At 64.9% G+C, this 20,179-nt stretch carries 20 protein-coding genes and 1 tRNA gene; 15 read left to right on the top strand and 6 right to left on the bottom strand.

What is annotated here, in order from left to right:
- Position 1: 1 nt before the first annotated feature.
- The 9 genes from AAC050_RS03675 to AAC050_RS03635 all read left to right on the top strand — a co-directional run bounded on the left by AAC050_RS03675 (position 2) and on the right by AAC050_RS03635 (position 8,103).
- Positions 2–547 (top strand): DUF6468 domain-containing protein, encoded by a 546-nt coding sequence (locus AAC050_RS03675; RefSeq protein ID WP_339913701.1) that lies wholly within the window; start codon positions 2–4, stop codon positions 545–547.
- Between the two features lie 20 nt (positions 548–567).
- Positions 568–1,500, top strand: a complete 933-nt coding sequence (locus AAC050_RS03670; RefSeq protein WP_339913700.1) for a hypothetical protein — start codon at positions 568–570, stop codon at positions 1,498–1,500.
- A 71-nt stretch (positions 1,501–1,571) separates the two neighbouring features.
- Positions 1,572–1,811, top strand: a complete 240-nt coding sequence (locus tag AAC050_RS03665; protein WP_339913699.1) for a DUF3297 family protein — start codon at positions 1,572–1,574, stop codon at positions 1,809–1,811.
- 75 nt (positions 1,812–1,886) lie between these two features.
- The gene (locus AAC050_RS03660) at positions 1,887–3,320 is read left to right on the top strand and encodes a M20/M25/M40 family metallo-hydrolase (protein WP_339913698.1); all 1,434 of its coding nucleotides are present in this window, start codon (positions 1,887–1,889) and stop codon (positions 3,318–3,320) included.
- Positions 3,321–3,330: 10 nt separating this feature from the next.
- A tRNA-Leu gene (locus AAC050_RS03655) sits at positions 3,331–3,415 on the top strand.
- A gap of 203 nt (positions 3,416–3,618) precedes the next feature.
- On the top strand, positions 3,619–6,720 hold the full coding sequence (locus AAC050_RS03650) for a PAS domain S-box protein (RefSeq protein WP_339913697.1): 3,102 nt from the start codon (positions 3,619–3,621) through the stop codon (positions 6,718–6,720).
- A gap of 65 nt (positions 6,721–6,785) precedes the next feature.
- Complete coding sequence (locus tag AAC050_RS03645) at positions 6,786–7,178, top strand: response regulator (protein ID WP_339913696.1); 393 nt, start codon at positions 6,786–6,788, stop codon at positions 7,176–7,178.
- Positions 7,178–7,543 (top strand): response regulator, encoded by a 366-nt coding sequence (locus tag AAC050_RS03640; protein ID WP_339913695.1) that lies wholly within the window; start codon positions 7,178–7,180, stop codon positions 7,541–7,543. The genes AAC050_RS03645 and AAC050_RS03640 overlap by 1 nt, the downstream gene beginning before the upstream one ends.
- 131 nt (positions 7,544–7,674) lie before the next feature.
- Positions 7,675–8,103, top strand: a complete 429-nt coding sequence (locus tag AAC050_RS03635) for a response regulator (RefSeq protein WP_339913694.1) — start codon at positions 7,675–7,677, stop codon at positions 8,101–8,103.
- Positions 8,104–8,139: 36 nt separating this feature from the next.
- On the opposite strand, the gene AAC050_RS03630 is transcribed toward AAC050_RS03635, so the two are convergent.
- The 3 genes from AAC050_RS03630 to AAC050_RS03620 form a co-directional block, all read right to left on the bottom strand.
- Complete coding sequence (locus tag AAC050_RS03630) at positions 8,140–9,042, bottom strand: mechanosensitive ion channel domain-containing protein (RefSeq protein ID WP_339913693.1); 903 nt, start codon at positions 9,040–9,042, stop codon at positions 8,140–8,142.
- Positions 9,039–11,729, bottom strand: coding sequence for a hypothetical protein (locus tag AAC050_RS03625; protein WP_339913692.1), 2,691 nt, complete (start codon positions 11,727–11,729; stop codon positions 9,039–9,041). Before AAC050_RS03625 ends, AAC050_RS03630 begins: the two co-directional genes overlap by 4 nt.
- Positions 11,730–11,863: 134 nt before the next feature.
- A complete protein-coding gene (locus AAC050_RS03620; protein WP_339913691.1) occupies positions 11,864–12,046 on the bottom strand; it encodes a DUF3606 domain-containing protein in 183 nt (60 codons plus the stop codon).
- Positions 12,047–12,216: 170 nt separating this feature from the next.
- Here AAC050_RS03620 and pyk point away from each other — a divergent pair, with 170 nt between their 5' ends.
- Genes pyk through AAC050_RS03605 form a run of 3 tightly spaced genes read left to right on the top strand, consistent with a single transcriptional unit; the run spans position 12,217 to position 15,007 of the window.
- On the top strand, positions 12,217–13,659 hold the full coding sequence (gene pyk / locus AAC050_RS03615; protein WP_339913690.1) for a pyruvate kinase: 1,443 nt from the start codon (positions 12,217–12,219) through the stop codon (positions 13,657–13,659).
- Positions 13,660–13,668: 9 nt separating this feature from the next.
- On the top strand, positions 13,669–14,709 hold the full coding sequence (locus tag AAC050_RS03610; protein WP_339913689.1) for a DNA adenine methylase: 1,041 nt from the start codon (positions 13,669–13,671) through the stop codon (positions 14,707–14,709).
- Between the two features lie 46 nt (positions 14,710–14,755).
- Positions 14,756–15,007, top strand: coding sequence for a hypothetical protein (locus AAC050_RS03605; RefSeq protein WP_339913688.1), 252 nt, complete (start codon positions 14,756–14,758; stop codon positions 15,005–15,007).
- On the opposite strand, the gene AAC050_RS03600 is transcribed toward AAC050_RS03605, so the two are convergent.
- Genes AAC050_RS03600 through AAC050_RS03590 form a run of 3 tightly spaced genes read right to left on the bottom strand, consistent with a single transcriptional unit; the run spans position 15,004 to position 17,008 of the window.
- Entirely contained in the window at positions 15,004–15,633 is a 630-nt protein-coding gene (locus AAC050_RS03600) for a ribonuclease HII (RefSeq protein ID WP_339913687.1), read from the bottom strand. The two genes, AAC050_RS03605 and AAC050_RS03600, sit on opposite strands and share 4 nt — an antisense overlap.
- Positions 15,630–16,217, bottom strand: a complete 588-nt coding sequence (locus AAC050_RS03595; protein WP_339913686.1) for a DNA-3-methyladenine glycosylase I — start codon at positions 16,215–16,217, stop codon at positions 15,630–15,632. Before AAC050_RS03595 ends, AAC050_RS03600 begins: the two co-directional genes overlap by 4 nt.
- Positions 16,214–17,008, bottom strand: coding sequence for a folate-binding protein (locus tag AAC050_RS03590; protein ID WP_339913685.1), 795 nt, complete (start codon positions 17,006–17,008; stop codon positions 16,214–16,216). Before AAC050_RS03590 ends, AAC050_RS03595 begins: the two co-directional genes overlap by 4 nt.
- Positions 17,009–17,105: 97 nt before the next feature.
- Between AAC050_RS03590 and AAC050_RS03585 the strand changes: the two genes are divergently transcribed.
- From AAC050_RS03585 to AAC050_RS03575, 3 genes are read left to right on the top strand one after another with little or no spacing between them, the layout of a single operon-like run.
- Positions 17,106–18,065, top strand: a complete 960-nt coding sequence (locus tag AAC050_RS03585) for a glycosyltransferase family 9 protein (protein WP_339913684.1) — start codon at positions 17,106–17,108, stop codon at positions 18,063–18,065.
- A gap of 20 nt (positions 18,066–18,085) precedes the next feature.
- Positions 18,086–19,420, top strand: a complete 1,335-nt coding sequence (locus tag AAC050_RS03580) for a dihydroorotase (protein ID WP_339913683.1) — start codon at positions 18,086–18,088, stop codon at positions 19,418–19,420.
- Positions 19,417–20,175, top strand: coding sequence for a prephenate dehydrogenase (locus AAC050_RS03575; RefSeq protein ID WP_339913682.1), 759 nt, complete (start codon positions 19,417–19,419; stop codon positions 20,173–20,175). The genes AAC050_RS03580 and AAC050_RS03575 overlap by 4 nt, the downstream gene beginning before the upstream one ends.
- Positions 20,176–20,179 lie beyond the last annotated feature (4 nt).

Genomic DNA, 20,179 nt, shown 5'->3' with positions numbered 1-20,179 from the left:
CATGACTGGAATCATTCTCGACGCGGTCCTGATGTTGTTGCTGGTCGTGGCCATCGGCTACGGTGTGCGACTGGAACGCAAGCTGGTTTCGTTGCGCGCCGGCCAGCTGGCTTTCGCCGGGGCTGTGACGGAGCTCAATACCGCCGCGGGACGTGCCGAAGCCGCACTGGCTTCGCTCCGGGCCTCGGGTCAGGAAACCGACCTGCTGCATGATCGCATTCTCAAGGCCCGCGCGATCAAGCAGGAGCTTGAGGTCCTGATTGCCCGGGCTCCGGTTCGGGAAACCGTTTCGGCCCCGGTTCCGGTCCCGGCTGCACCGGCTGCTCCGGTTTCTGTAGCCCCCGCTGCCGAGGATGACGGCGGGCATGCCCGCCGTATGGCCTCGCTGCTGGAGCGTATCAACGGGGTTGCGGGCGAGGTGAAGCCCAAACCCGAAGCCGCCCGGACATTCGCGCCTGTGTTTCAGGCTCTGGCCGCTAACCAGGCTGCTCAACAAAGTCTAAATCGCGCCCGGCGTAGTCTGGACGAAGATCTTTTCGCCGCCTGACCCCTTTTGAGTAAAATCTGATGAGCAAGATTCCGCGTCTCCTGCCCCTTATTGCCATCGCCATCGGCGGTGTGGTGGCTGTGCGCGCCGTCGGCGTGGCACCGGGTCTGTTCGATGGTGCCAAGGCCTGGGCCGAGGAAGCCGCCCCCGCCGGCGCGCCGGGCACGACGCCGCCACCCGCCGTCTGCGCCCTGACACCTGACCAGCTGGCCCAGCAGGCCGGTATCTCGCCGGCGGAGCTGCGCATCATCCAGAGCCTGTCGGCTCGCCGGACCGAGCTGGACGCTCGTGACGCTGATTTCGCCACAACGCTCCCGTTGATGGTCGCGGCGGAGCAGAAGCTGGATGCCAAGGTCCAGGCGCTGGCGGCGATCAAGCTTGAGGTTCAGGCGCTGTTGGGCCAGGTCGATGACCGTGAAAAGGCTGAGGTCGATCGTCTGGTCGCGGTCTATTCCGCCATGCGCCCGCGTGAGGCCGCTGCGGTGTTCAACAGTCTGAACGACGAGGTCCGTCTGCCGGTCGCGGCCGCAATGCGTCCGCGTTCTCTCGCTGCCGTTATGGCCCAGATGCCTCCGGCCGCCGCTCGCGAACTGACCGAAAAGCTCGCGCATCGCTTCCAGTCCCAGCAACTGGCCGTTCGTACCGCCGCTGCCGGTGGGGAGGCCGCTGCCGCGACTCCGGCCCCGGCGGCTGCGACGCCGGTCCAGACGGCGGCTGCATCTCCACCCGCCGCGACCAACCCTGCCCCGTCGACCCCCGAACCGGTCGCTAATCGTTCGGCAAACCGTCCGACCGCCCGTCCGGCCGCCCGTCGACCGGCGGCGACACCTGCCGCGACGCCTGCAGCGACGCCACCGCCGTCCGGACCGCGAGCCTATCAACCGTCCGGCGCGACCGCGGCCGATTCGACGGCTTCGGCGGCACCGACACCGCCGCGGCAGTCGGTACAGTAGAGCGCCCATTGGCAGGACCGGCGGCGACGGCTATCACCGCGCCTTCCCCTGACGCAGATCCGCTGGCCGCCATGTCCGACACGCTTCCTGACCGCCTTTCGGTGGACCCTTCCAGCCCGTTCCACGACGGCGAGCTGCTGACGCGCGGTATCGGCATTCGCTTCAAGGGCGAGGAAAAGACCAACGTTGAGGAATACTGCATCTCCGAGGGCTGGGTCCGGCTGGCACTGGGCAATCGCGTCGATCGCAAGGGCAAGCCTCTGACGGTCAAGCTGCAGGGACCGGTCGAAGCCTTCATCAAGGGCGAGTGAGCCGACGTCGGCCTTTGCGCCGGCCCCATGTCTCGCTAGGGTTCGCGCCTCGTTCCTGAGTCTGGAGGCGTGCCTGTGTTTCTTTCCGCTCGTAAACTGGCTGTCAGCGCCTTCGCGCTCGGCCTCGTCGCCACTCCGGCCCTGGCACAGGACGCGACGACCATCGCGCGGGCCGAGACGGTCCGGGATCGCGCCATGGCGAGCAATATCGCCCTGGACTACATCACCCAGCTGACGACCCGCTTCGGGCCGCGTCCGGCCGGGTCGCGCTCCGAACAGGATGCCGCAGCGTGGGCCGCCGACTATATGCGGGCCCACGGCTTCCAGAACGTCCGTATCGAGGAATTTCCTCTGGTCGGCTGGGAGCGTGGCGAGGAGAGCGCCTCTGTCGTCGGCGATCATCCGCAACGATTGGTGGTCGCAGCCCTGGGCCATTCTCCGGGCACCAATGGCGTTATTGAGGCCGAGATCGTGCGCTTCACCAGCCTGGAGGCGCTGAATGCCGCCCCGGCCGGATCGCTGGCGGGCAAGATCGCCTTTGTCGACGCGGGTCAGATGGTGCGGATGCAGGATGGGGCCGGCTACGGGCCCCTGACCCGGATCCGCGGAGCCGGACCGTCGGCGGCTGCGTCCAAGGGGGCGCTGGCCTTCATCATGCGTTCGGCCGGGTCCGACGACCATCGGATGCCGCATACGGGCACGACCCGCTACGTTGACGGCCGGGTGCCCGTGCCGGGCTTCGCCCTGTCCGCACCCGATGCCGACCAACTGTCGGGTCTGGTGGCCAGGGGCCAGCCGGTGCGGGTCCGTCTGTCCTCGACCGCCCACACCTATGAGACCCATTCCCAGAATGTCATCGGTGACATCGTCGGCCGCACGCGTCCGAACGAGGTCATCGTGCTCGGCTCGCATATGGACAGCTGGGATCTGGGCACCGGGGCCATTGACGACGGGGCCGGCGGAGCCATCACCCTGGGCGCGGCCAAGGCGATCGCCGACAGCGGACGCCGTCCGGCCCGGACCATCCGGGTGGTTCTGTACGGTTCGGAAGAGGTCGCCCAGCCGACTGACACCGGCAACGGCGGCGGGGCTTATCTGCGCGGCATCGGGAACGCGGTCGACAATCACATCATCGCCGGCGAGAGCGATTTCGGCGCAGACCGGGTCTATGCGCTGGGTCTGCCGCCGGGAGCCCAGGGCAGCGATTTCGCCAGGGCCGCGGCCGAGGTCCTGTATCCGATCGGCGTACTGACCTCCCAGGAGCCGGAAATGCATGGCGGGGCCGATGTCGGACCGCTGGCCGGAGCCGGGGTCCCGGTGTTCGGCCTGGCCCAGGATGGCACCCGCTATTTCGACCTGCACCATACGGCCGACGACACCCTGAACAAGATTGATCCGTCGCAGATGAGCCAGAACGTCGCCGCCTGGGCCGGTCTGGTCTGGTTGATCGCTGACTCGGACGTGGATTTCAGGGCGATGCGGGCGACGGAAGGTGCCGGCGCACACTGACCGCAGCTCTGCGAGCGTGGCGAAACTGGTAGACGCAAGGGACTTAAAATCCCTCGACTTCGGTCATGCGGGTTCGACCCCCGCCGCTCGCACCAGCACCATCCAGCCGTACATTAGCGATTTTTCTTGAGGGGGCCGGGAGCCGGTATTGCTCCTGTCGGCGATCATGAAGGCGGCGAAACACAGCATTTCGACCGGGCGTTAGTAATCTGGCCAATGATTATCGCTAACCATGGTTCTCTAAAGCGGACGGGATGTACGATCGATGAGGGGACCGGGTAAGCGATCGCTGCCGTTAATGCTCCCGGCGCTGGCCGGAGTGGTTTTTCTTGTCACGCTCGCCGCCTCGACCCTGACGCACCAGATGGGGCACATTGCTGCGATCTGGCCGGTCAACGCGATCGGCCTTGCCCTCATCCTGAGTCAAGGCAGGGCAGCCACCCGTTCATTGCTGGCATCGGTATTTGTGGGTGGCCTTTTGGCCTTCCTGGTCAGTGGAGAAGGCTTGCCTGTCTCCCTGATCTATATGTCGGCCAATGTGATCGAGATTGCGCTGGTCTCATGGTTGATCCGCAGGCGGGGTGGTCTTCGCCTGATGCGCTGGTCCGGTCTCATCCGGTTTGGCCTTGCGGCGGTCATCGGTTGTGCCGTTTCATTGGCCGTTGCCGAGGTCGGGGTCTGGCTTGTCGGGGCGTGGGTCAGCTGGGCGGAACTCGGTTTCAGGTTGACCGCCCATCTGCTCGGCCTGCTCATTTTCGCGCCGGTCCTGTTTGCGATTTTCGGACGAAATTTTCCGAAAGAATTGGGCTCACGTCAATACGCGTCCTGGGCATGGTTGGCGTTTCTGATAGCCGTTTCATCTGCGATCTTCTTCCAGTCTTCCCTGCCCCTGATGTTTGTCCCGCTGGCGGCCCTGGCACTGGTCGCGATCCGGACCGGGTTCGGCGGCGCTGCGCTGGGCACCCTTGCTGTCTCGATCATCGCGATGATCGCAACGATCGCCGGGGTCGGTCCGATCAATTTGATGGAGGGCGATCAAGCGCTGAAGATCATGGTTCTTCAGATGTATCTGCTGACCTTGACCGTACTCTCGCTGACGGTGGGCTCCGCCTTTGCCGAGCGCCGGAACATCATCACCCACTTGACCAGGGCCCGCACGATTCGACGGCAAAAAATGGCGCGTGAGCGCCAGTTGATCGATCATGCCCGTCTGGCCGAGCGCATGTCCCAGGTCGGCTACTGGACCCTGAATCCGGACAGCGGAGCGGTTTTCTGGTCGCCGCAAGTCTACCGGATTCACGGCGTTGAACCGGACTCGTTCAATCCCTCTCTCGGGGATGCACTGGCCTTCTATGTCGATAAGGACCGGCAACGGATTACCGATCTCATCAGTGCCGGGGTCGCCAGTGGGGAAGGCTGGGAATTCGACGCGGGCCTGATCCGACGGTCGGACGGTTCCCACCGAGATGTTCGGTCCATGGCGGCGTGCGAAAAGGATGCCGCCGGAAACGTGATCGGTTTCTTCGGGGTCTTCCAGGATCTGACCGACGAGCGGCTCGCCGTGACGACGGCCGTTGAACAGGAGCGTCGCTATCGACTGCTTGCCGACAACGCCACCGATGTGATTGCCGTTTATGACGTCAGTGGCGTGTTCACCTATCTGTCGCCATCCATCACCGAGCTACTGGGTTACGCGCCGGAAGAACTGATCGGCAAGACGCCGTTTGATATTATGGCCCCTGAAGACCGTGCCCCGATAGGCGTGAAATTTATCGAGGCGATGAAGTCGGATACGTCCCTGACCGTCGAATACCGTGCCATTGCCAAGGACGGTTCGGTTCGCTGGCTGGAGGCGCGGCCGAGATTCCAGCGTGACGACACGGGCCGGGTCCTCGAAATTACGGACGCAGTGCGGGATGTCACGGAGCGGCACGAGCGTGAACAGGCGCTTGCACAAGCGCGTGCGATTGCTGAGGAGGCGACCCGCACCAAGGGTGAGTTCCTCGCCAATATGAGCCATGAAATCCGCACGCCCTTGAACGGCGTGCTGGGGTTCGCCGATGTGCTGGCACAGACCAAACTGGATTCCGACCAGGCGCGCTACGTCGATCGTATCTGTACCGCGGGCAGGGGGTTGTCCGCGCTGATCGATGACATTCTGGATTTCTCAAAGATCGAAGCCGGAAAACTGACGGTGAATCGTGCCGTGTTCGATCTCCGTGCCCTGATGACGGAAATCGTCGACCTGACCCGCAGCGCCGTTGGGGACCGTCTGGTCTTTCAGGTGAATTTCCCTGAAACGGTCGCACCGTGGATCTTCGGCGATGAACAGCGCACACGCCAGGTTCTGTTGAACCTCCTCGGCAATGCGGCCAAATTCACCCGTGAGGGGTCCGTGACGATCAATGTGACGCTTGCCGACGACATGGTCGAGATGCGGGTTGTCGATACGGGCATCGGTATCGCACCGGAGGCGCTCGCCAGGTTGTTCGAGGGCTTCACCCAGGCGGATTCATCCATCGGTCGTCGATTTGGCGGGACCGGGCTGGGGCTGTCCATCAGTCGTTCGCTGGCGCTCCTGATGGGCGGTGGTGTGCGGCTGGAAAGCGAGCAGGGCGCGGGTACGACAGCGATTTTCAGCCTGCCTTATGAAGTCGCGGAAGCTCCCGCGCCGGTGAACAAGCCGGCCCCCGTTGGGCCGGCGAGAGGGCTGCGGGTTCTGGCTGTGGACGACATTGAGGCCAATCTCGAACTGATCGAAATCCTGCTCTCGGGTGCCGGCCATGGCGTTACCTGCGTCGATTCAGGCGAGGCTGCCATCGCCACACTTGAGAGAGATCCCGGATTTGATCTGGTGCTGATGGATGTGCAGATGCCCGGCATGGACGGGTTGGAGGCGACGCGTCGGATCCGGGCGCTGGGAGGCGTGGCTGCCCGTATCCCGATTGTTGCCCTGACGGCGAATGTGCTCGCTGAACAGGTCGCCGCCTGCCGGGCGGTCGGCATGGATGAGCATCTGGGCAAACCGATCCGCAGGGAGGATCTTTTCGACCTTATTGACCGGGTCGGTGCCGTTGCTGACAAGGCGACGCAGCCTGCCGAGGCTACCGCACAGTCGGATCCCTTTGCCGCGCTGAAGGACCGTTACCGTCAGCAGATGGTCACATTTTCGGCCGATCTCGAACGAATTGAGGCTCTCAAGGAGCCGGAGCGTTCGGAATCCCTGTCTGTGTTGTCCCACTCGATCGCTGGAACCTCAGGTAGTCTTGGCTTCTCTGATGTATCAGAGGCTGCATTTGCCCTAGAGGCGGCGACTAATTGCACCGTTTCAGGTACAGACGAGGAAGATGACCTCGGTCGGCTGGTTCAAGCTTTGCGCAATGCACTGGCATTGGCGTGAAGCTTGTTTTACAGACCGTGGCGGACTTGCCAAACAACGGGTCCCCCGCGCGACCGGAGTCACGGATGTTGAAATGCATTGTCGTTGAGGACGATCATTTCTGGTCCGAAGAGATCAACGACGCCCTGGTCGGTGCGAACGTGGAGGTTGTCCGCGTTGCCAATGGCCGGGAGGCGATCGAGATGGCGCGGCGGTATCCTGACGCCGGAATGATTCTGGATATCATCCTGCCGGATGTCGATGGCGTGCAGGTTCTGCAACAGCTTAGGCATGTCGTACCCGATATGCCCGTACTGGCGGTGACCGGTGGTGGTCGGCTGGGCGCGGAATTTTATCTGAAATTGGCGCGTACTTTCGGGGCCCAGGGACAGTTGGCCAAACCGTTTACGCCGGCCCAGCTGGTCGACAGCTGGATGGCGCTGGCTGCCGGGGCTGGATGTCTAGAACCGAAGGCTTAATGAAGCAGCCTCTGATCCTGGTGGTTGATGATGACCCTGTTATGCGTGAAGTCACACGCATCCATCTCGAACAGGCTGGTTACGGCGTAGAGCTGGCCAGTGGAGGTGAGGAAGGCGTCATCAAGTCAGCGGCGCTGCAGCCGTCGGCAGTGATTATGGATTTTGCGATGCCCGGTGTTTCCGGGCGCGACGCTCTGGAACGCATCAGGGCCAATCCGGAGACGGCGCTATTGCCGGTCGTCATGCTTTCGGCGTGGTCTGCTGACCACAACCGTCGTGCCGTTAGGGCGCTTGGCGCGAACTGGTTGGAAAAACCGCTTAATGGGGATGCTTTGATCGATATCGTGAAGCAGTTGCTCGCCTGATCAGACGAGATTGACACGCGATCGGCCATGCATGCCGCTCGCATGTCTTGGAAACCCGATTTTCATGGTTACCGTCCATCCTGCCAGCTCGCAGCATCAGACCGGGTGCCGCCGTCAGTTGGAGACTTTCGTTGTCCGCGCCCAGAGTTCTTGTTGCCGAAGACGATCATTTTCTTGCCGCCCTGGTGCGGCAGACGCTCGAAATTGACGGCCTGGTCGTGGAGATGGCCGAAAACGGCAAGGAAGCGCTCCGCACAGCAGACATATTCATGCCCGACATCATCGTGCTGGATGCAATGATGCCGATCATGGACGGCTATGAGACACTGTGGATGCTGAAAAACAGCAAGACCCACAAGTCCGTGCCTGTCCTGATGCTGACAGCCAAGCGTAGCGAGGCGGACGTGAAGCGCGCGATCGCCAGCGGGGCGTCCGATTACCTGACCAAGCCCTTCCGACCGGACTATCTGGTCAAACGTGTTCGGCGGCTGCTGGATGCCAAGCTCGGTCAGCCATCCAAGGCTGAGCCCGCGCCGTCATTCGATATTGATTCCGTCTGACAGCCCGCGCGCTGTTTTCGCTGAAAATGACTACGTTTACGCCGGGACGACCTGCCCGGTCGGGATCGTCGGCGCGCTGATGTGGTGATCCCGAAATGCGCGGATGACGCGCAGGTGGACATCGGATTCAAAACTCTTTTCGAATTTTGAATCAAACACATAGGGGCGAACCTTGATGTGGATCAGCACGAAATTGCCCTGGATCGCCTGTTTGATGAAAAAGGGCGAAGGCCGTCCGAGGTACACATAGGGGCTGGTCAGGCATGCTTCCTGGACCAGGGTTGTCGCCAGATCCACGTCCTGGTCGGTCGCGATGTAGAAATCCATCGGCACCTGCATTTCGAGCGCGCCGTAGTTGGCGCTCGAAGCCACGTCGGTCAGGACCTTGTTGTTCGGTATGGTGATGACGTTGTGATCGAGCGTGTTCATGCGAATGCTGCGCAGGCCGATCTTGACGATGTCGCCATACTGACCGGCGTATTCGACCCGGTCGCCGACCTGGAACGGGCGGTCGAACATGATGGTGATGCCGGCGATAACGGCGGCCACCAGATCCCGCATCGCGAAGCCGACGGCAAAGGCCAGCCCGCCGCCGACGACGGTGAGGGCCGTCGCATCCAGTCGGAAGCTCAGGCGAACGGCCAGGATGATCGTCGCGATATAGATGATGAAACGCCCGGCGGACTCGATCTTCTGGATCGTGGGTCGGCGGTTGACGAAGCGATTGCCCAATCGGGTCGAGATCCGTTCCACAGTCCGAAGGATCACCACAGCGACCGCGAGGATCACTACGGAGAAGGCGACTCCGCCCCACTGGACGAATTCTGCAAGACGTCCGAGATCGGCCGCGTCCTGGGCCCGGGCCGGGCCAGCCGACATCAGGACCGAAAGCAGGGCTAGATGAAGGACTCGCCGGACAGTCGTGTGATCCGTCTTCATGGGGCACCTATCAGGTGGCGGCGCTCGAGGCTGCGGGTCAACGCCCGGTACCAGCTCCAGGATACGGTGTAGGCCCCGTTGGTGGCGGTCAGATAGCCGTGGCTTACGCCGTAGCGCAGCGCATCCTTGACGGCCGTTTCCGGCAGACGGGTCGATTTCTGAACATCTTCGAGACAGGCGAGCGACGTCCGCAGGACGGCCCGGTAGACGAACAGGGTCTCGAGCGGCAGCCGATCCAGGGCGGCGTCGGCGGCCGGGTGCAGCGCCCGGACATAGGTTATTCCTGACTCCGAGACACCGAGGGCTTCCCGCCAGAGATGCAGGGCCACGCCGGGGTTTCCTTCCGCATAGTCCCAGATCAGCAGCGAGTAGGCGGCACTCTTGGCCTCGAGCGCTTCCTGCCGGTCGATCTCGTCGGCTTCGGCCGGCAAGTCCTCGATCAGCAGATCAAAACTGGGCTTCAGGCCCGCCTGTGCGCTTCGCCCATGTAGCAGTTCCCCGATCGCGGCCTCGGTCCACCGGGGGATCGGGACGATCTCATCAAAGAACGAACGGTCGCCCCGCATCTGGGTCAGATACGGCCAGACCGCTTCATCAACCACGAGAATCCAGAGGGTGCCGGCGGGGCTTTGCCGGGCATGTTCGACAAGAGTGTCGAACCGGCCCAGTCCGCCGATCTCGAAACGCACCAGACTCTCAACGTCATCGATCAGCATGACCCGCCCGGGTGTCCCCGGGCTGGAGGGTCGATTTTTCGGTCCGGGTTTTTTCCTGTCCAGGGTCGCGACAAGCACCTCGGCTGAATGCAGCTCTGCACCGGGCATACCCGAGCGCAATTGCTTGAGGGCAGCGGTCTTTCCGGAGCCGCGTTCGCCGACCAGAACGACGATCCCGTCCATGCCGGCCGCCGCCCGTGTCTGCAGCTTCTCCAGCAGCGGATCCATTCGGGTTGGAATCCACCGGTCGCCGGGCTGTTCCGGAGACAATTGATCGAAGGCTTCCCGTGGTAGCGGGGCGAGATCGATGACGGTGCGCTGGTGTCCGGGCCGCCCCAATTCCTGCCGGAACACAAAGGCCACGGCGCGCCGCACATAGACAAAGCGTACGCCGACGGTCCGGATCAATTTCCAGGCCCCGCGCACGAACATTTCGGTCGCGCCCAAAATCGCGGCGAGGAAGCTCATCCCGCCTATCCGGTGCGAGAGCGCCCACTCCTGGAGGGGCGTGCGCCGCCGAAGACGTTCCAGCCTGGCGAATACGACCCCACGCCACCAGCCGACCAGAATCAGGAATACCGGTATGGCGGCAAACCAGCAGGTCGAGGCGACCCAGCGATAGATGGTGCCCTGGCCCACCAGCCTGTCGGTTATCGCCAGAACCAGAATAAAGCCGACGATGACACCGGAAAGAAGGCGCAGGGAGCGCAGTCGAAGTTCACGGGACTCACGCGAACGGCGGAGCGATCTCGGGGCGCTGGACCCGATGATGGCGTCGAGCAATCTGGCGATGATCGCGCCGACCAGTAGCCATGTGGCAATCAGACCGATGATCTGGAACTCAAGCCGGGCCGCGACGTCAGCCGGCAGGGCGTTTCCGAGAAGGGTCAGAATGATCAACCATTCCAGCGGATTTCTGACGGCGGTAAACAGGCGGAGGGCCAGGAGGCGGGGGCCGGGCCGGGTTCTGAGTTCAGCGCGGTTTTTTTCCTGTAGCCGCACCTCAAGGTTCGGCAGGACATGTCGGGCGGTCGATCGCCACCAGAAGAATGCGGCGAGGGCCACAATCCAGATGATCAGGGAACCGGCGGACTTGCCGATCGTGGTCCAGACTCCGTCACCGTGCCTGACCGACCCGATCCATTTGACCGTGGCAAACGCATGATAACGGGCGATGAGAACCAGATGCCGTCCCTCCGAAACCGCCTGATCGAAGCCGACCGCCGTGAAGCCGGTCAGATCCCGCCGCTTTGCCGGCGACAGATAGTCGATCAGCGAAAGGCGCGCCTGATTCAGGGCTCCGACTTCACCCAGCAGGCCGGCAGCGTTTGCCTCCCTTTCCGTGCGTTCAAGGTTGACCAGGGCCTGCCTCCGGCCGTCGAGCGCACGTCGCAGGGCTTCGACCCGCGCCGTTTCCGACTCCGGTGCCTGGGCGGCGATCCGGTCATCGATCATCGGGGGGATGTCGCTGCCGCCGCCGGACAGGGCTGTAAGGGTGTCAGCCAGGCCGTTCCTTGAGGTGCGCAGTTCCCGCCGCAGGGCGTCATAGACCCGGTCGGCCTCGGTCCGGCTGTTCCGGGCCTCGAGGGTGCGCTGGCGCCAGCCGAGGAGGGCTTCCTGACGGAGTTCCCGACTGTGCCGGGCGTCAGCCAGTTGCAGCCCGAACCGGTCCAGCGTCGCAGCATAGGCCTTCAGGCGAACTCGCTCCGTCTGCACGGACCGAAGGGCTTCGGCGCGCGCGCGTTGCGCCGCCCGTTCGATCGTCTCACGCTCCGAGACGGTATTTACCGGGACAGCAGCGGGACCGACCGTGGTGACAATCGGGTCTGGAACGATCGAAGCCGGAACCGGCGTCGCCCGGGCGACCGTCGCAACCGACAGCAGGATCGCAGCCAGACAGGCGAACACGCCGCTGCGGATCAGGGCACTGGCCTTGTTTGGTATCCAGCCAGAAAAGGGGAATCCCCCCATGCGCAACCCCGTCGGAAACATGCCCACAAAGAGAGAGTTACGCCGGATCGGGCCTGAAGGACAGTCGACCATGGCCCCCGATGATCACGGGACCCGGTGGCTGAACCGACGCGAAGCGCTGCGGAACTCCGGTTCTATCGTTTCTTGCCCAGTTCGGCGGCGATGTCCTTGACCATGCGACCGGCCTTGCGATGGGCAGCGGCGAGCTGGTCGCGCGTGACGCCCCAGCGCTTCATCCAGTATTCGACGGCCTGACGTTCCGACAGGTCCAGCCGGTCCTTGTCGATAAAGCCGCGCTTGTCCTTGAGGCCGGCCATGACGGCGTCTCCCTGTTTGTTCAACCGCACCTACGCTGAAACGGGACAGACGCGAAGCCCGCGGAAAATGTCTGATCGCATAACTTCGTGTTTCGGCGTCTGCACCAGGTCTTAACCGGCTCAGGTTTCGTTGTCACAAGGGGTGTCCCCCATTGGCCGACGGAATCAGCATGAACAGAGCCCGGCGCGCGCGCATCGTCGCAACCCTTGGACCCGCAAGCCGGGCCCCCGGGACAGTCAAGGCGCTGGCCAAGGCCGGCGTGGATGTGTTTCGCCTCAATTTCAGTCACGGTTCGCATGAAGATCACGCCGCTGCCCTGAAGGCCGTACGCGGGGCCGAGATGGCACTGAGACGGCCATTGGGCGTACTGGCCGACCTGCAGGGACCCAAGCTTCGTCTCGGCCGGTTTCGCGATGTCGAGATCGCGGTGAAGCCCGGTCACACCATGCGGTTCGACCTGGACCCGACGCCCGGCGATGAGAAACGGGTGCAGATGCCGCATCCGGAGATATTCAAGGCGCTGCGGACGGGCATGTTGCTATTGCTTGACGACGGACGGGTACGACTGCGGGTCGGCGAACGCACGGACAAATGGGCCGACGTCAAGGTCGAGAGCGGCTCAAAATTGTCAGACCGCAAGGGCGTCGCCGTGCCGGAGGCGGTAATTCCGGTCTCGGCCCTGACGCCAAAGGACCGCGAGGACCTGGCCTTCGCCCTGCGTATCGGCGTCGACTGGGTCGCGCTCAGCTTCGTGCAGAAGGCCGAGGACATGGCCGAGCTGAGGCGTCTGGTCGGCGGCAAGGCCGCCTGCCTGGCCAAGATCGAGAAGCCGGCGGCCCTGGCCGATCTGGAGAGCATCCTCGACTATTGCGACGGGGTCATGGTGGCGCGTGGCGACCTGGGGGTCGAACTGGACCCTGAGGACGTGCCCGTGGCGCAGAAGCAGATCATCCGCGCGGCCCGCCAGCGTGGCGTGCCGGTGATTGTCGCCACCCAGATGCTGGAATCGATGACCGATGCGCCGACCCCGACCCGGGCCGAGGCTTCGGACGTGGCTAATGCCGTCTATGAGGGGGCCGACGCCCTGATGTTGTCGGCCGAAACGGCTTCGGGCGACTATCCGCTGGAAGCTGTGGCCATCATGAACCGCATCATGGAGCGGGTTGAGCGTGACCCGCTCTGGCCCAGCCTGATGGACGCTGAACACGCCGGCATGGATGATTTCGACGCCGATGCTCTTGTCGCAGCGGCGCGCAAGGCGGCCGAGGCCCAGTCCACGGCCTGTATTGTTGTCTTCACAACGCTCGGCGGAACGGCGCGGCGCATGGCACGCGAGCGTCCGCTGCAGCCGATCCTGGCCCTGACTCCCAATGTCGATACAGCGCGCCGGCTGGCGCTGGTGTGGGGGCTGGAATCGAGGCTGGGCAGGGAGCCCACATCCCTCGAGGATGTCACCGAGGATGCGATCAGCAGCGCCGTGGAATATGGTCTCGCCGACCCCGGGCAGCGCATTCTTATTCTCGCGGGCACGCCCTTTGGCGCGCCGGGGGCTGCGAATCTGTTGCGACTGGCCCATGCTCCGGCCAAGGGCAAACGCCCCCGGAAGACCTGACGGACGATAATGATCAAATACATCGGCTCGAAGCGCGCGCTGCTGGGCCATGTTACGGGCGCGGTGCGCAGCCTGCTGCCTGACGGTGGCACGGTTTGTGATCTGTTTTCGGGGACGGCGCGGGTCGGGCATGCGCTGAAGGGACAGGGCTTCCGCGTCTGGTCCAACGATCACAACGCCTATGCCCATACCTTGGCCACCGCCTATGTCCAGGCCGACCGGGAACGTTGGAACGACCAGGCCGAGCGGGTGCTGACTGAATTGCGGACGGTGTCGCCTGAAGCCGGCTGGTTCACCAAGAGTTTCTGCGAGGACGCGCGCTTCTTCCATCCGGACAACGGGGCCCGGATTGACGCCATGCGCGACCGGATTGAGGCCATGGGCCTGGAGCCCGAACTAAAGGCCATCGCCCTGGTCTCATTGATGGAGGCGGCCGACCGGGTCGATTCCACGGCCGGGGTGCAGATGGCCTATATGAAGCAATGGGCCGGTCGGGCGCTGAAGCCGCTGGCGCTGCGTATGCCCGACGTCCTGCCCGGTGTGACCGCCGGACCGTGCAAGGCCACCCGCGGTGACGCGGTCGAGATCGCGCCGCAGATCGAGGCCGATCTCGTCTATCTGGACCCGCCCTATAACCAGCATTCCTATCTCGGCAACTATCACTGCTGGGAGAGTCTGGTGCTGTGGGACAAGCTCGAGAGCTATGGCATCGCCAACAAGCGGATCGACGTCCGCACCCGCAAGAGCCCGTTCAACAGCAAGCCGGGTATCGCCCCGGCCCTAGCCTCGGTGGTCGGGTCGCTGACCGCTCCCAATCTGATCGTGTCGTTTAATGACGAGGGCTATCTGTCGCGCGATCAGCTGGTCAAGATGCTGTCGGCGCGGGGGCATGTGCAGGTCATCGAGATCGCCCGGCCCCGCTATGTCGGGGCCCGGATAGGCATTCACAACCTGAAGGGCGAGAAGGTCGGGGCCGTGGGGCGGCTGCGTAATGTCGAATATCTGTTCGTGGTCACGGAACGACCGGTGGTGCTGGCTGACGCGGCCTGACCATGTCGGACGGGAACGGTTCGGCCGCCGAGATCGTTCGGGGGGCATGGAATATCCGTCCGCCCCACCCGCCCGTCTGAAGTCTTCGACCGACATTCATGGAGCCGACGCCTATGATGTCGCTGCTTGGCGCGAGCCACGGCGGGACAGACCGGAGACCCACACTTTCGATCGATCGCCCGGGGACGAGACCCTGATGCAGGTTCTGTCGACCCTGCCGGAGTGGGTGGTGATCGGTGCCGGCGGCGTGGTCGCCGCCATTCTCGGGGCCCTGGTCGGCGGGGCCCTGCACATCTAGGTCTCCAGCAGGGCCCGGATCGGAGCCCAGCTGCGACGGTGGGCCGGACAGGGGCCCAGCGCCTTCAGCGCCGCGACATGTGACGCTGCATGATAGCCCTTGTGCCCGGCGAAGCCGTAGCCGGGGTACTGGGCGTCCAGCTCGACCATCAACCGGTCCCGCGCCGTCTTGGCCAGAATCGACGCGGCGGCGATCGATAGGGACAGGCTGTCGCCCCTGACCACGGTGCGGATGGGGCACGGCAGGTCGAAGCGATAATTGCCATCGACAAGGGCCGCGGCGGCCGAGACGGTCAGGCCCGTGACGGCGCGGTGCATGGCCAGACCCGTCGCCTTCAGAATGTTGAGGCTGTTGATCTCCTCGACCGAGGCGAAGCCGACGGCCCAGCTGATCGCCCGGGCCTTGATCTCGATCTCCAGCCGTTCCCGCCGGGCGTGACTCAGGGCCTTGGAGTCATCGATGCCGTCGGGCAGGTCGTCGGGGTTCAGGATCACGGCCCCCGCCGAGACCGGCCCGGCCCAGGGACCGCGCCCGGCCTCGTCGACGCCGCAGACGGGCCCGCCGTGGCTTTCGATCAGCAGGAGCTCCAGCGACAGGGTTGGTTCGGAGCGGTCGGTGACGCTCATCGGTCGCCCATGGCGCGGACATCGGTGTGACGCGGGCAGCCGGTCAGGTGGTCGTTGATCATACCGGTGGCCTGCATGAAGGCATAGACGATAACCGGGCCGCAGAAGTTGAAGCCCCGCGCCTTGAGCGCCTTGGCCATCGCTTCCGACTGCGGGGTCTGGGTCGGGACGTCGGCCAGGGTGGCTGGCCTGTTCTGGACGGTCTGGCCGTCGACGAAGGACCAGAGCCAGGCCGAGAAATCCTCGCCCTGATCGCGCATCTCGAGCCAGATCCGGGCCCCGCGGATGGCGCTGGTAATCTTGGCCCGCGAGCGGATGATGCGGGCGTCGCCCAGCAGCCGCTCGATGTCAGCCTCGCCGTAACGGGCGATGATCTCCGGGTCGAAACCGTCGAAGGCGTCGCGCATTCCTTCGCGTTTGCGCAGGATGGTGATCCAGGCGAGACCGGCCTGGAAGCCGTCCAGCACCAGCTTCTCCCACAGGGCGCGGCTGTCGTACTCGGGTACACCCCATTCGGTGTCGTGATAGGCGACGTAGAGGGGGTCGCTCCCGCACCAGCCGCAGCGGCCGTCGCTCCCGGTCATGCGGTGACCTCCGGCAGGAAGGCGGGACGGCGCACGGTGACCGGTCGCCCGTCGACGGTCAGGGGCCCGTCCAGCCGGTCCAGTCGCAGCAGGGCCATGGCCGCACCGTCCTGGCCGGTCATGACCTCGCCGGCGCGCAACTCGCCGTTCAGCACCTCGGCCCCCATGGCGGGCGGCGGGCCGTCGAAGGTGATCGGCATCATGCGGTTACGGATCGCGCCGCGTCGCCACATCCGCGAGGTGGTCTCCTGGCCGATGAAACAGCCCTTGTGGAAGTCTATGCCGTTCAGCAGGTCGAAATCGGCCTCGATCGGATAGGTCTTGTCGACGCTGATGTCCGCGGCATCGGGGAGACCGGTCGTCAGCTGGTGATGCCGGTAGTCAGCTTCCGTCGCGTTGGCCGCGACCGCTCCTCCGTAACGCCGCCCCCCCATGTCCGGCGTACGCGGGTCGGGCAGGAAGCCGTCCGCCGGACCGGGCCAACTGGCGAAGACCGGGGTCTCGATCGACTGGATGTCGATACTGGCGCGCAGCCGGTACATCGACAGGCGCTGGATCAGCGCCTCACGGCGGGCCGCAGCGACATCGAGAACCACACCGTCGTCCTGACCCAGCAGGAACAGGTCGAACAGCAAACGCCCCGGCGGCGACAGCAGGGCCCCGAAACGGAGCGTCTCCGGGGTTAGCCCTTCCACGTCCTGGGTCAGCAGATTGTGCAGGAAGGGCCGGGCGTCGGGGCCGGAAACCTGGACGAGGGCGCGGCTGGCGAGGTGGGCGATACGGGGCGTCATCAGGTCAGGATAGAGGGGACGGATCGGCCCGGCGAGGGTTGTTCGATCCCGATGCGCAATCGTGAAGCAAAAGGCAGAATCCCTGTAGACTGTGCGAATGACGCGCCGCTTTCCAATTCTCTACATTGCCGAGGCGGACGCCGAGGCGGCGGTGCTGTCTTCGGGCGTGCTGGCGCATCTGGTCGAGGCTGTGCCGCAGGCGAGCTTTACCATTGTCGGTTCGGCAGCCAGTGCGCCGCTGTTCGCCGATACGCCACGGCTGGAATCCCTGCTTGTGCTCGATCGCGAGGGACGCTGGGACTGGGTGGCCCTGTGGAACCGGGTGCGGACCCGGCGATGGGGTCTGATCGTCGATATGCGCGGCTCGACCCTGTCCGGTCGGTTGAGGCGGCAGAGGCGGGCGGTGCGGGCCGAGGATCTACCGGGGCTGCATGCGGTGGAACAGGCTGCCCGCATCATGCACCTGGACGATGTTCCGGCCCCGCGGCTGTTTTTCAGTGACCGAACCCGGGCGGCGGCGGATGCTTTGATCGGCAAGGCCGACGGCCCCATTCTGGCGATCGGTCCAGGTGTCGACTGGATGGGCAAGCGCTGGCCGGCGGAACGTTACGCCAAGGTGGCCGGACCCCTGCTGGCTGACGACGGTCCCTTGGCCGGCGGACGGTTGATGATCGTCGGCGAGGAAGCTGACCGGGACGCGGCGCATACGATCCGTTTCGCCGTGGCGCGGAACCGGGTGATTGAGCTCCAGGGCAAGCTGACGCGGCTGCAGACTGCCGCCGCCCTGTCACGGGCGGACCTGTATGTCGGCGCGGATTCGATCTGGACCCAAATGGCGGCCGCGGCCGGGGTGCCGACGGTCGCGGCGTTCGGGCCGTCCGACGAGGCGCACCACGGACCGTGGGGCGGAGTCACGGTGCGGGGCCCGCGCACGGTGGGTGAATTTCGCAACATCGACCCCAATCTGAATCAGGCGATCCAGCATATGATGGACCTGCCCGCCGACCGGGTGCTGAAGGCGGCGCGAAAGCTGCTGGCGGACAAGACGGCGGCCTGATCCCGGAGTAAGGGGAAGTCATGACCCAGACCTATGACCTGATCGTTCGCGGCGGCGATGTCGCCAACCATGCCGGCCACGGCCGCGCCGACGTCGGCATCCGCGACGGGCGGATCGTGGTGGTCGGTGATCTGGGACAGGCCTCGGCCGGGGAGGTGGTCGACGCGACCGGCTTGACCGTCCTGCCCGGGGTGATCGACACCCAGGTCCATTTCCGCGAGCCGGGGCTGGAGTGGAAGGAAGACCTCGAGAGCGGTTCGCGGGCGGCGGCGCTGGGTGGTGTCACGGCCGTATTCGAGATGCCCAATACAGAGCCCAGCACCACCAACCCGGAAGCCCTGGCCGACAAGCTGGTGCGGGCGCGTGACCGGATGTGGACCGACCACGCCTTCTACATCGGCGGGACCCATGACAACGCCCGGTTCCTGGGCGAGCTGGAGCGGCTGCCGGGGTGCTGCGGGATCAAGGTGTTCATGGGGGCCTCGACCGGAACCCTGCTGGTGGCCGACGATGACGGCGTGCGCGAGGTGCTGCGCCATGTTGGACGGCGGGCGACCTTCCATTCCGAGGACGAATACCGGCTGGTCGAGCGGCGGCCGCTGGCCCGGACCGGGGACTGGACCAGCCATCCCGAGGTGCGCGATGCCGAGAGCGCCATCATGAGCACCCGCCGGCTGGTGGCCCTGGCGCGCGAGACCGGTGCGCGCATCCATGTGCTGCATGTGACCACAGCTGAGGAGATCGCCTTTCTGGCTGACAACAAGGACGTGGCCACGGTCGAGGTGACGCCGCAGCACCTGACCCTGACCGCGCCCGAGGCCTATGAGCGGCTGAAGGGACTGGCGCAGATGAACCCGCCGATCCGCGAGGCCAAGCACGTCGCGGGTCTGTGGCGCGGTATTGAGCAGGGGGTGGCTGACGTGCTGGGCTCGGACCATGCGCCGCATACGCTGGAGGAGAAGGCCCGGCCCTATCCGGCCTCACCCTCGGGCATGCCTGGGGTCCAGACCCTGGTGCCGGTGATGCTGACCCATGTGGCTAACGGGCGGCTGACGCTGGACCGGTTCATCGACCTGACCTCGCACGGGGCCAACCGGGTGTTTGGCATCGCCGGCAAGGGGCGGATGGCCGAGGGCTATGACGCTGACCTGACGCTGGTCGACCTGAAGGCGAAGCGGACGATCCGCCACGCGGACATGGCGACCCGGTCGGGCTGGACCCCGTTCGACGGCTTTGAGGCCACGGGCTGGCCGATGGCCACCATCGTTCGCGGCCGGACCGTGATGCGTGACGGTGAGCTGATCGGCACAGCTAAAGGCCGTCCGGTCCGGTTCCAGGAAACGCTAGGGCGGTGAGGGGTCGGATCGGCCTTTTCGGCCTCGGGGCCTTCGGGCGTCTGGTCGCAGACCGGCTGCCGGAGGGTAGCGAGATCCTGGCCCACGATCCCGGCGTCACGGACATTCCCGCAGGTCGGACTGTCCTGAGCGACCTGGCGACAGCCGCCGCCTGTCCGGTAGTCATCCTGGCGGTGCCGGTGGGGGCCATGGCCGATGTGCTCGTCGCGATCGCCCCACATCTGCGACCGGGAGCCCTGGTCGTCGATGTCGGCTCGGTCAAGATGTTGCCTGCCCGACTGATGGACGAATTTCTGCCGGCCCATGTAGAAGCCGTGGGGACCCATCCGCTGTTCGGACCACAGAGCGGGCGTGAAGGGATCGCAGGCCTCAGGATTGCCGTCTGCCCCATCCGGAGTCTGAAGGCGGCGCGCCGTGTCGCCGCCTATTGCCGGCACCATCTGGACTTGAACGTGTATTTTGCCTCTCCCGAGGAGCATGATCGAGAGGCGGCTATCGTCCAAGGATTGACCCATCTGATCGCCCGGGTCCTGGTGGCCATGGAACCCCTTCCGCACCGGATGACGACTGCCAGTTTCGAGCGACTGCTGGAGGCGATCGACATGGTCCGGGACGACCCGCCGACGGTGTTCAGCGCCATTCAGCGAGACAATCCGTTCGCCGCCGAGGTGCGCGAACGGTTTTTTCGTCTGGCGGCGGAGACTAGGGCAGAGCTGGACTGTCGGGACAGCCTTGAAGGCCAAGAGGCGCTGTAGCCCA

It is taken from the genome of uncultured Brevundimonas sp. (assembly GCF_963974615.1).
In the GTDB taxonomy this organism is placed as follows: domain Bacteria; phylum Pseudomonadota; class Alphaproteobacteria; order Caulobacterales; family Caulobacteraceae; genus Brevundimonas.
This window is presented reverse-complemented; position numbering and strand designations above follow the sequence as displayed.

Bases quoted from the DNA above. Each gene is read 5' to 3' on its own strand.
- AAC050_RS03670 (WP_339913700.1), top strand. From the start codon at position 568: ATGAGCAAGATTCCGCGTCTCCTGCCCCTTATTGCCATCGCCATCGGC.
- AAC050_RS03650 (WP_339913697.1), top strand. From the start codon at position 3,619: ATGCTCCCGGCGCTGGCCGGAGTGGTTTTTCTTGTCACGCTCGCCGCC.
- AAC050_RS03600 (WP_339913687.1), bottom strand. From the start codon at position 15,633: ATGAGCGTCACCGACCGCTCCGAACCAACCCTGTCGCTGGAGCTCCTG.
- AAC050_RS03620 (WP_339913691.1), bottom strand. From the start codon at position 12,046: ATGGCCGGCCTCAAGGACAAGCGCGGCTTTATCGACAAGGACCGGCTG.
- AAC050_RS03665 (WP_339913699.1), top strand. From the start codon at position 1,572: ATGTCCGACACGCTTCCTGACCGCCTTTCGGTGGACCCTTCCAGCCCG.
- AAC050_RS03625 (WP_339913692.1), bottom strand. From the start codon at position 11,729: ATGGGGGGATTCCCCTTTTCTGGCTGGATACCAAACAAGGCCAGTGCC.
- AAC050_RS03640 (WP_339913695.1), top strand. From the start codon at position 7,178: ATGAAGCAGCCTCTGATCCTGGTGGTTGATGATGACCCTGTTATGCGT.
- AAC050_RS03595 (WP_339913686.1), bottom strand. From the start codon at position 16,217: ATGACCGGGAGCGACGGCCGCTGCGGCTGGTGCGGGAGCGACCCCCTC.
- AAC050_RS03675 (WP_339913701.1), top strand. From the start codon at position 2: ATGACTGGAATCATTCTCGACGCGGTCCTGATGTTGTTGCTGGTCGTG.
- pyk (WP_339913690.1), top strand. From the start codon at position 12,217: ATGAACAGAGCCCGGCGCGCGCGCATCGTCGCAACCCTTGGACCCGCA.
- AAC050_RS03630 (WP_339913693.1), bottom strand. From the start codon at position 9,042: ATGAAGACGGATCACACGACTGTCCGGCGAGTCCTTCATCTAGCCCTG.
- AAC050_RS03580 (WP_339913683.1), top strand. From the start codon at position 18,086: ATGACCCAGACCTATGACCTGATCGTTCGCGGCGGCGATGTCGCCAAC.
- AAC050_RS03605 (WP_339913688.1), top strand. From the start codon at position 14,756: ATGGAATATCCGTCCGCCCCACCCGCCCGTCTGAAGTCTTCGACCGAC.
- AAC050_RS03610 (WP_339913689.1), top strand. From the start codon at position 13,669: ATGATCAAATACATCGGCTCGAAGCGCGCGCTGCTGGGCCATGTTACG.
- AAC050_RS03645 (WP_339913696.1), top strand. From the start codon at position 6,786: ATGTTGAAATGCATTGTCGTTGAGGACGATCATTTCTGGTCCGAAGAG.
- AAC050_RS03585 (WP_339913684.1), top strand. From the start codon at position 17,106: ATGACGCGCCGCTTTCCAATTCTCTACATTGCCGAGGCGGACGCCGAG.
- AAC050_RS03590 (WP_339913685.1), bottom strand. From the start codon at position 17,008: ATGACGCCCCGTATCGCCCACCTCGCCAGCCGCGCCCTCGTCCAGGTT.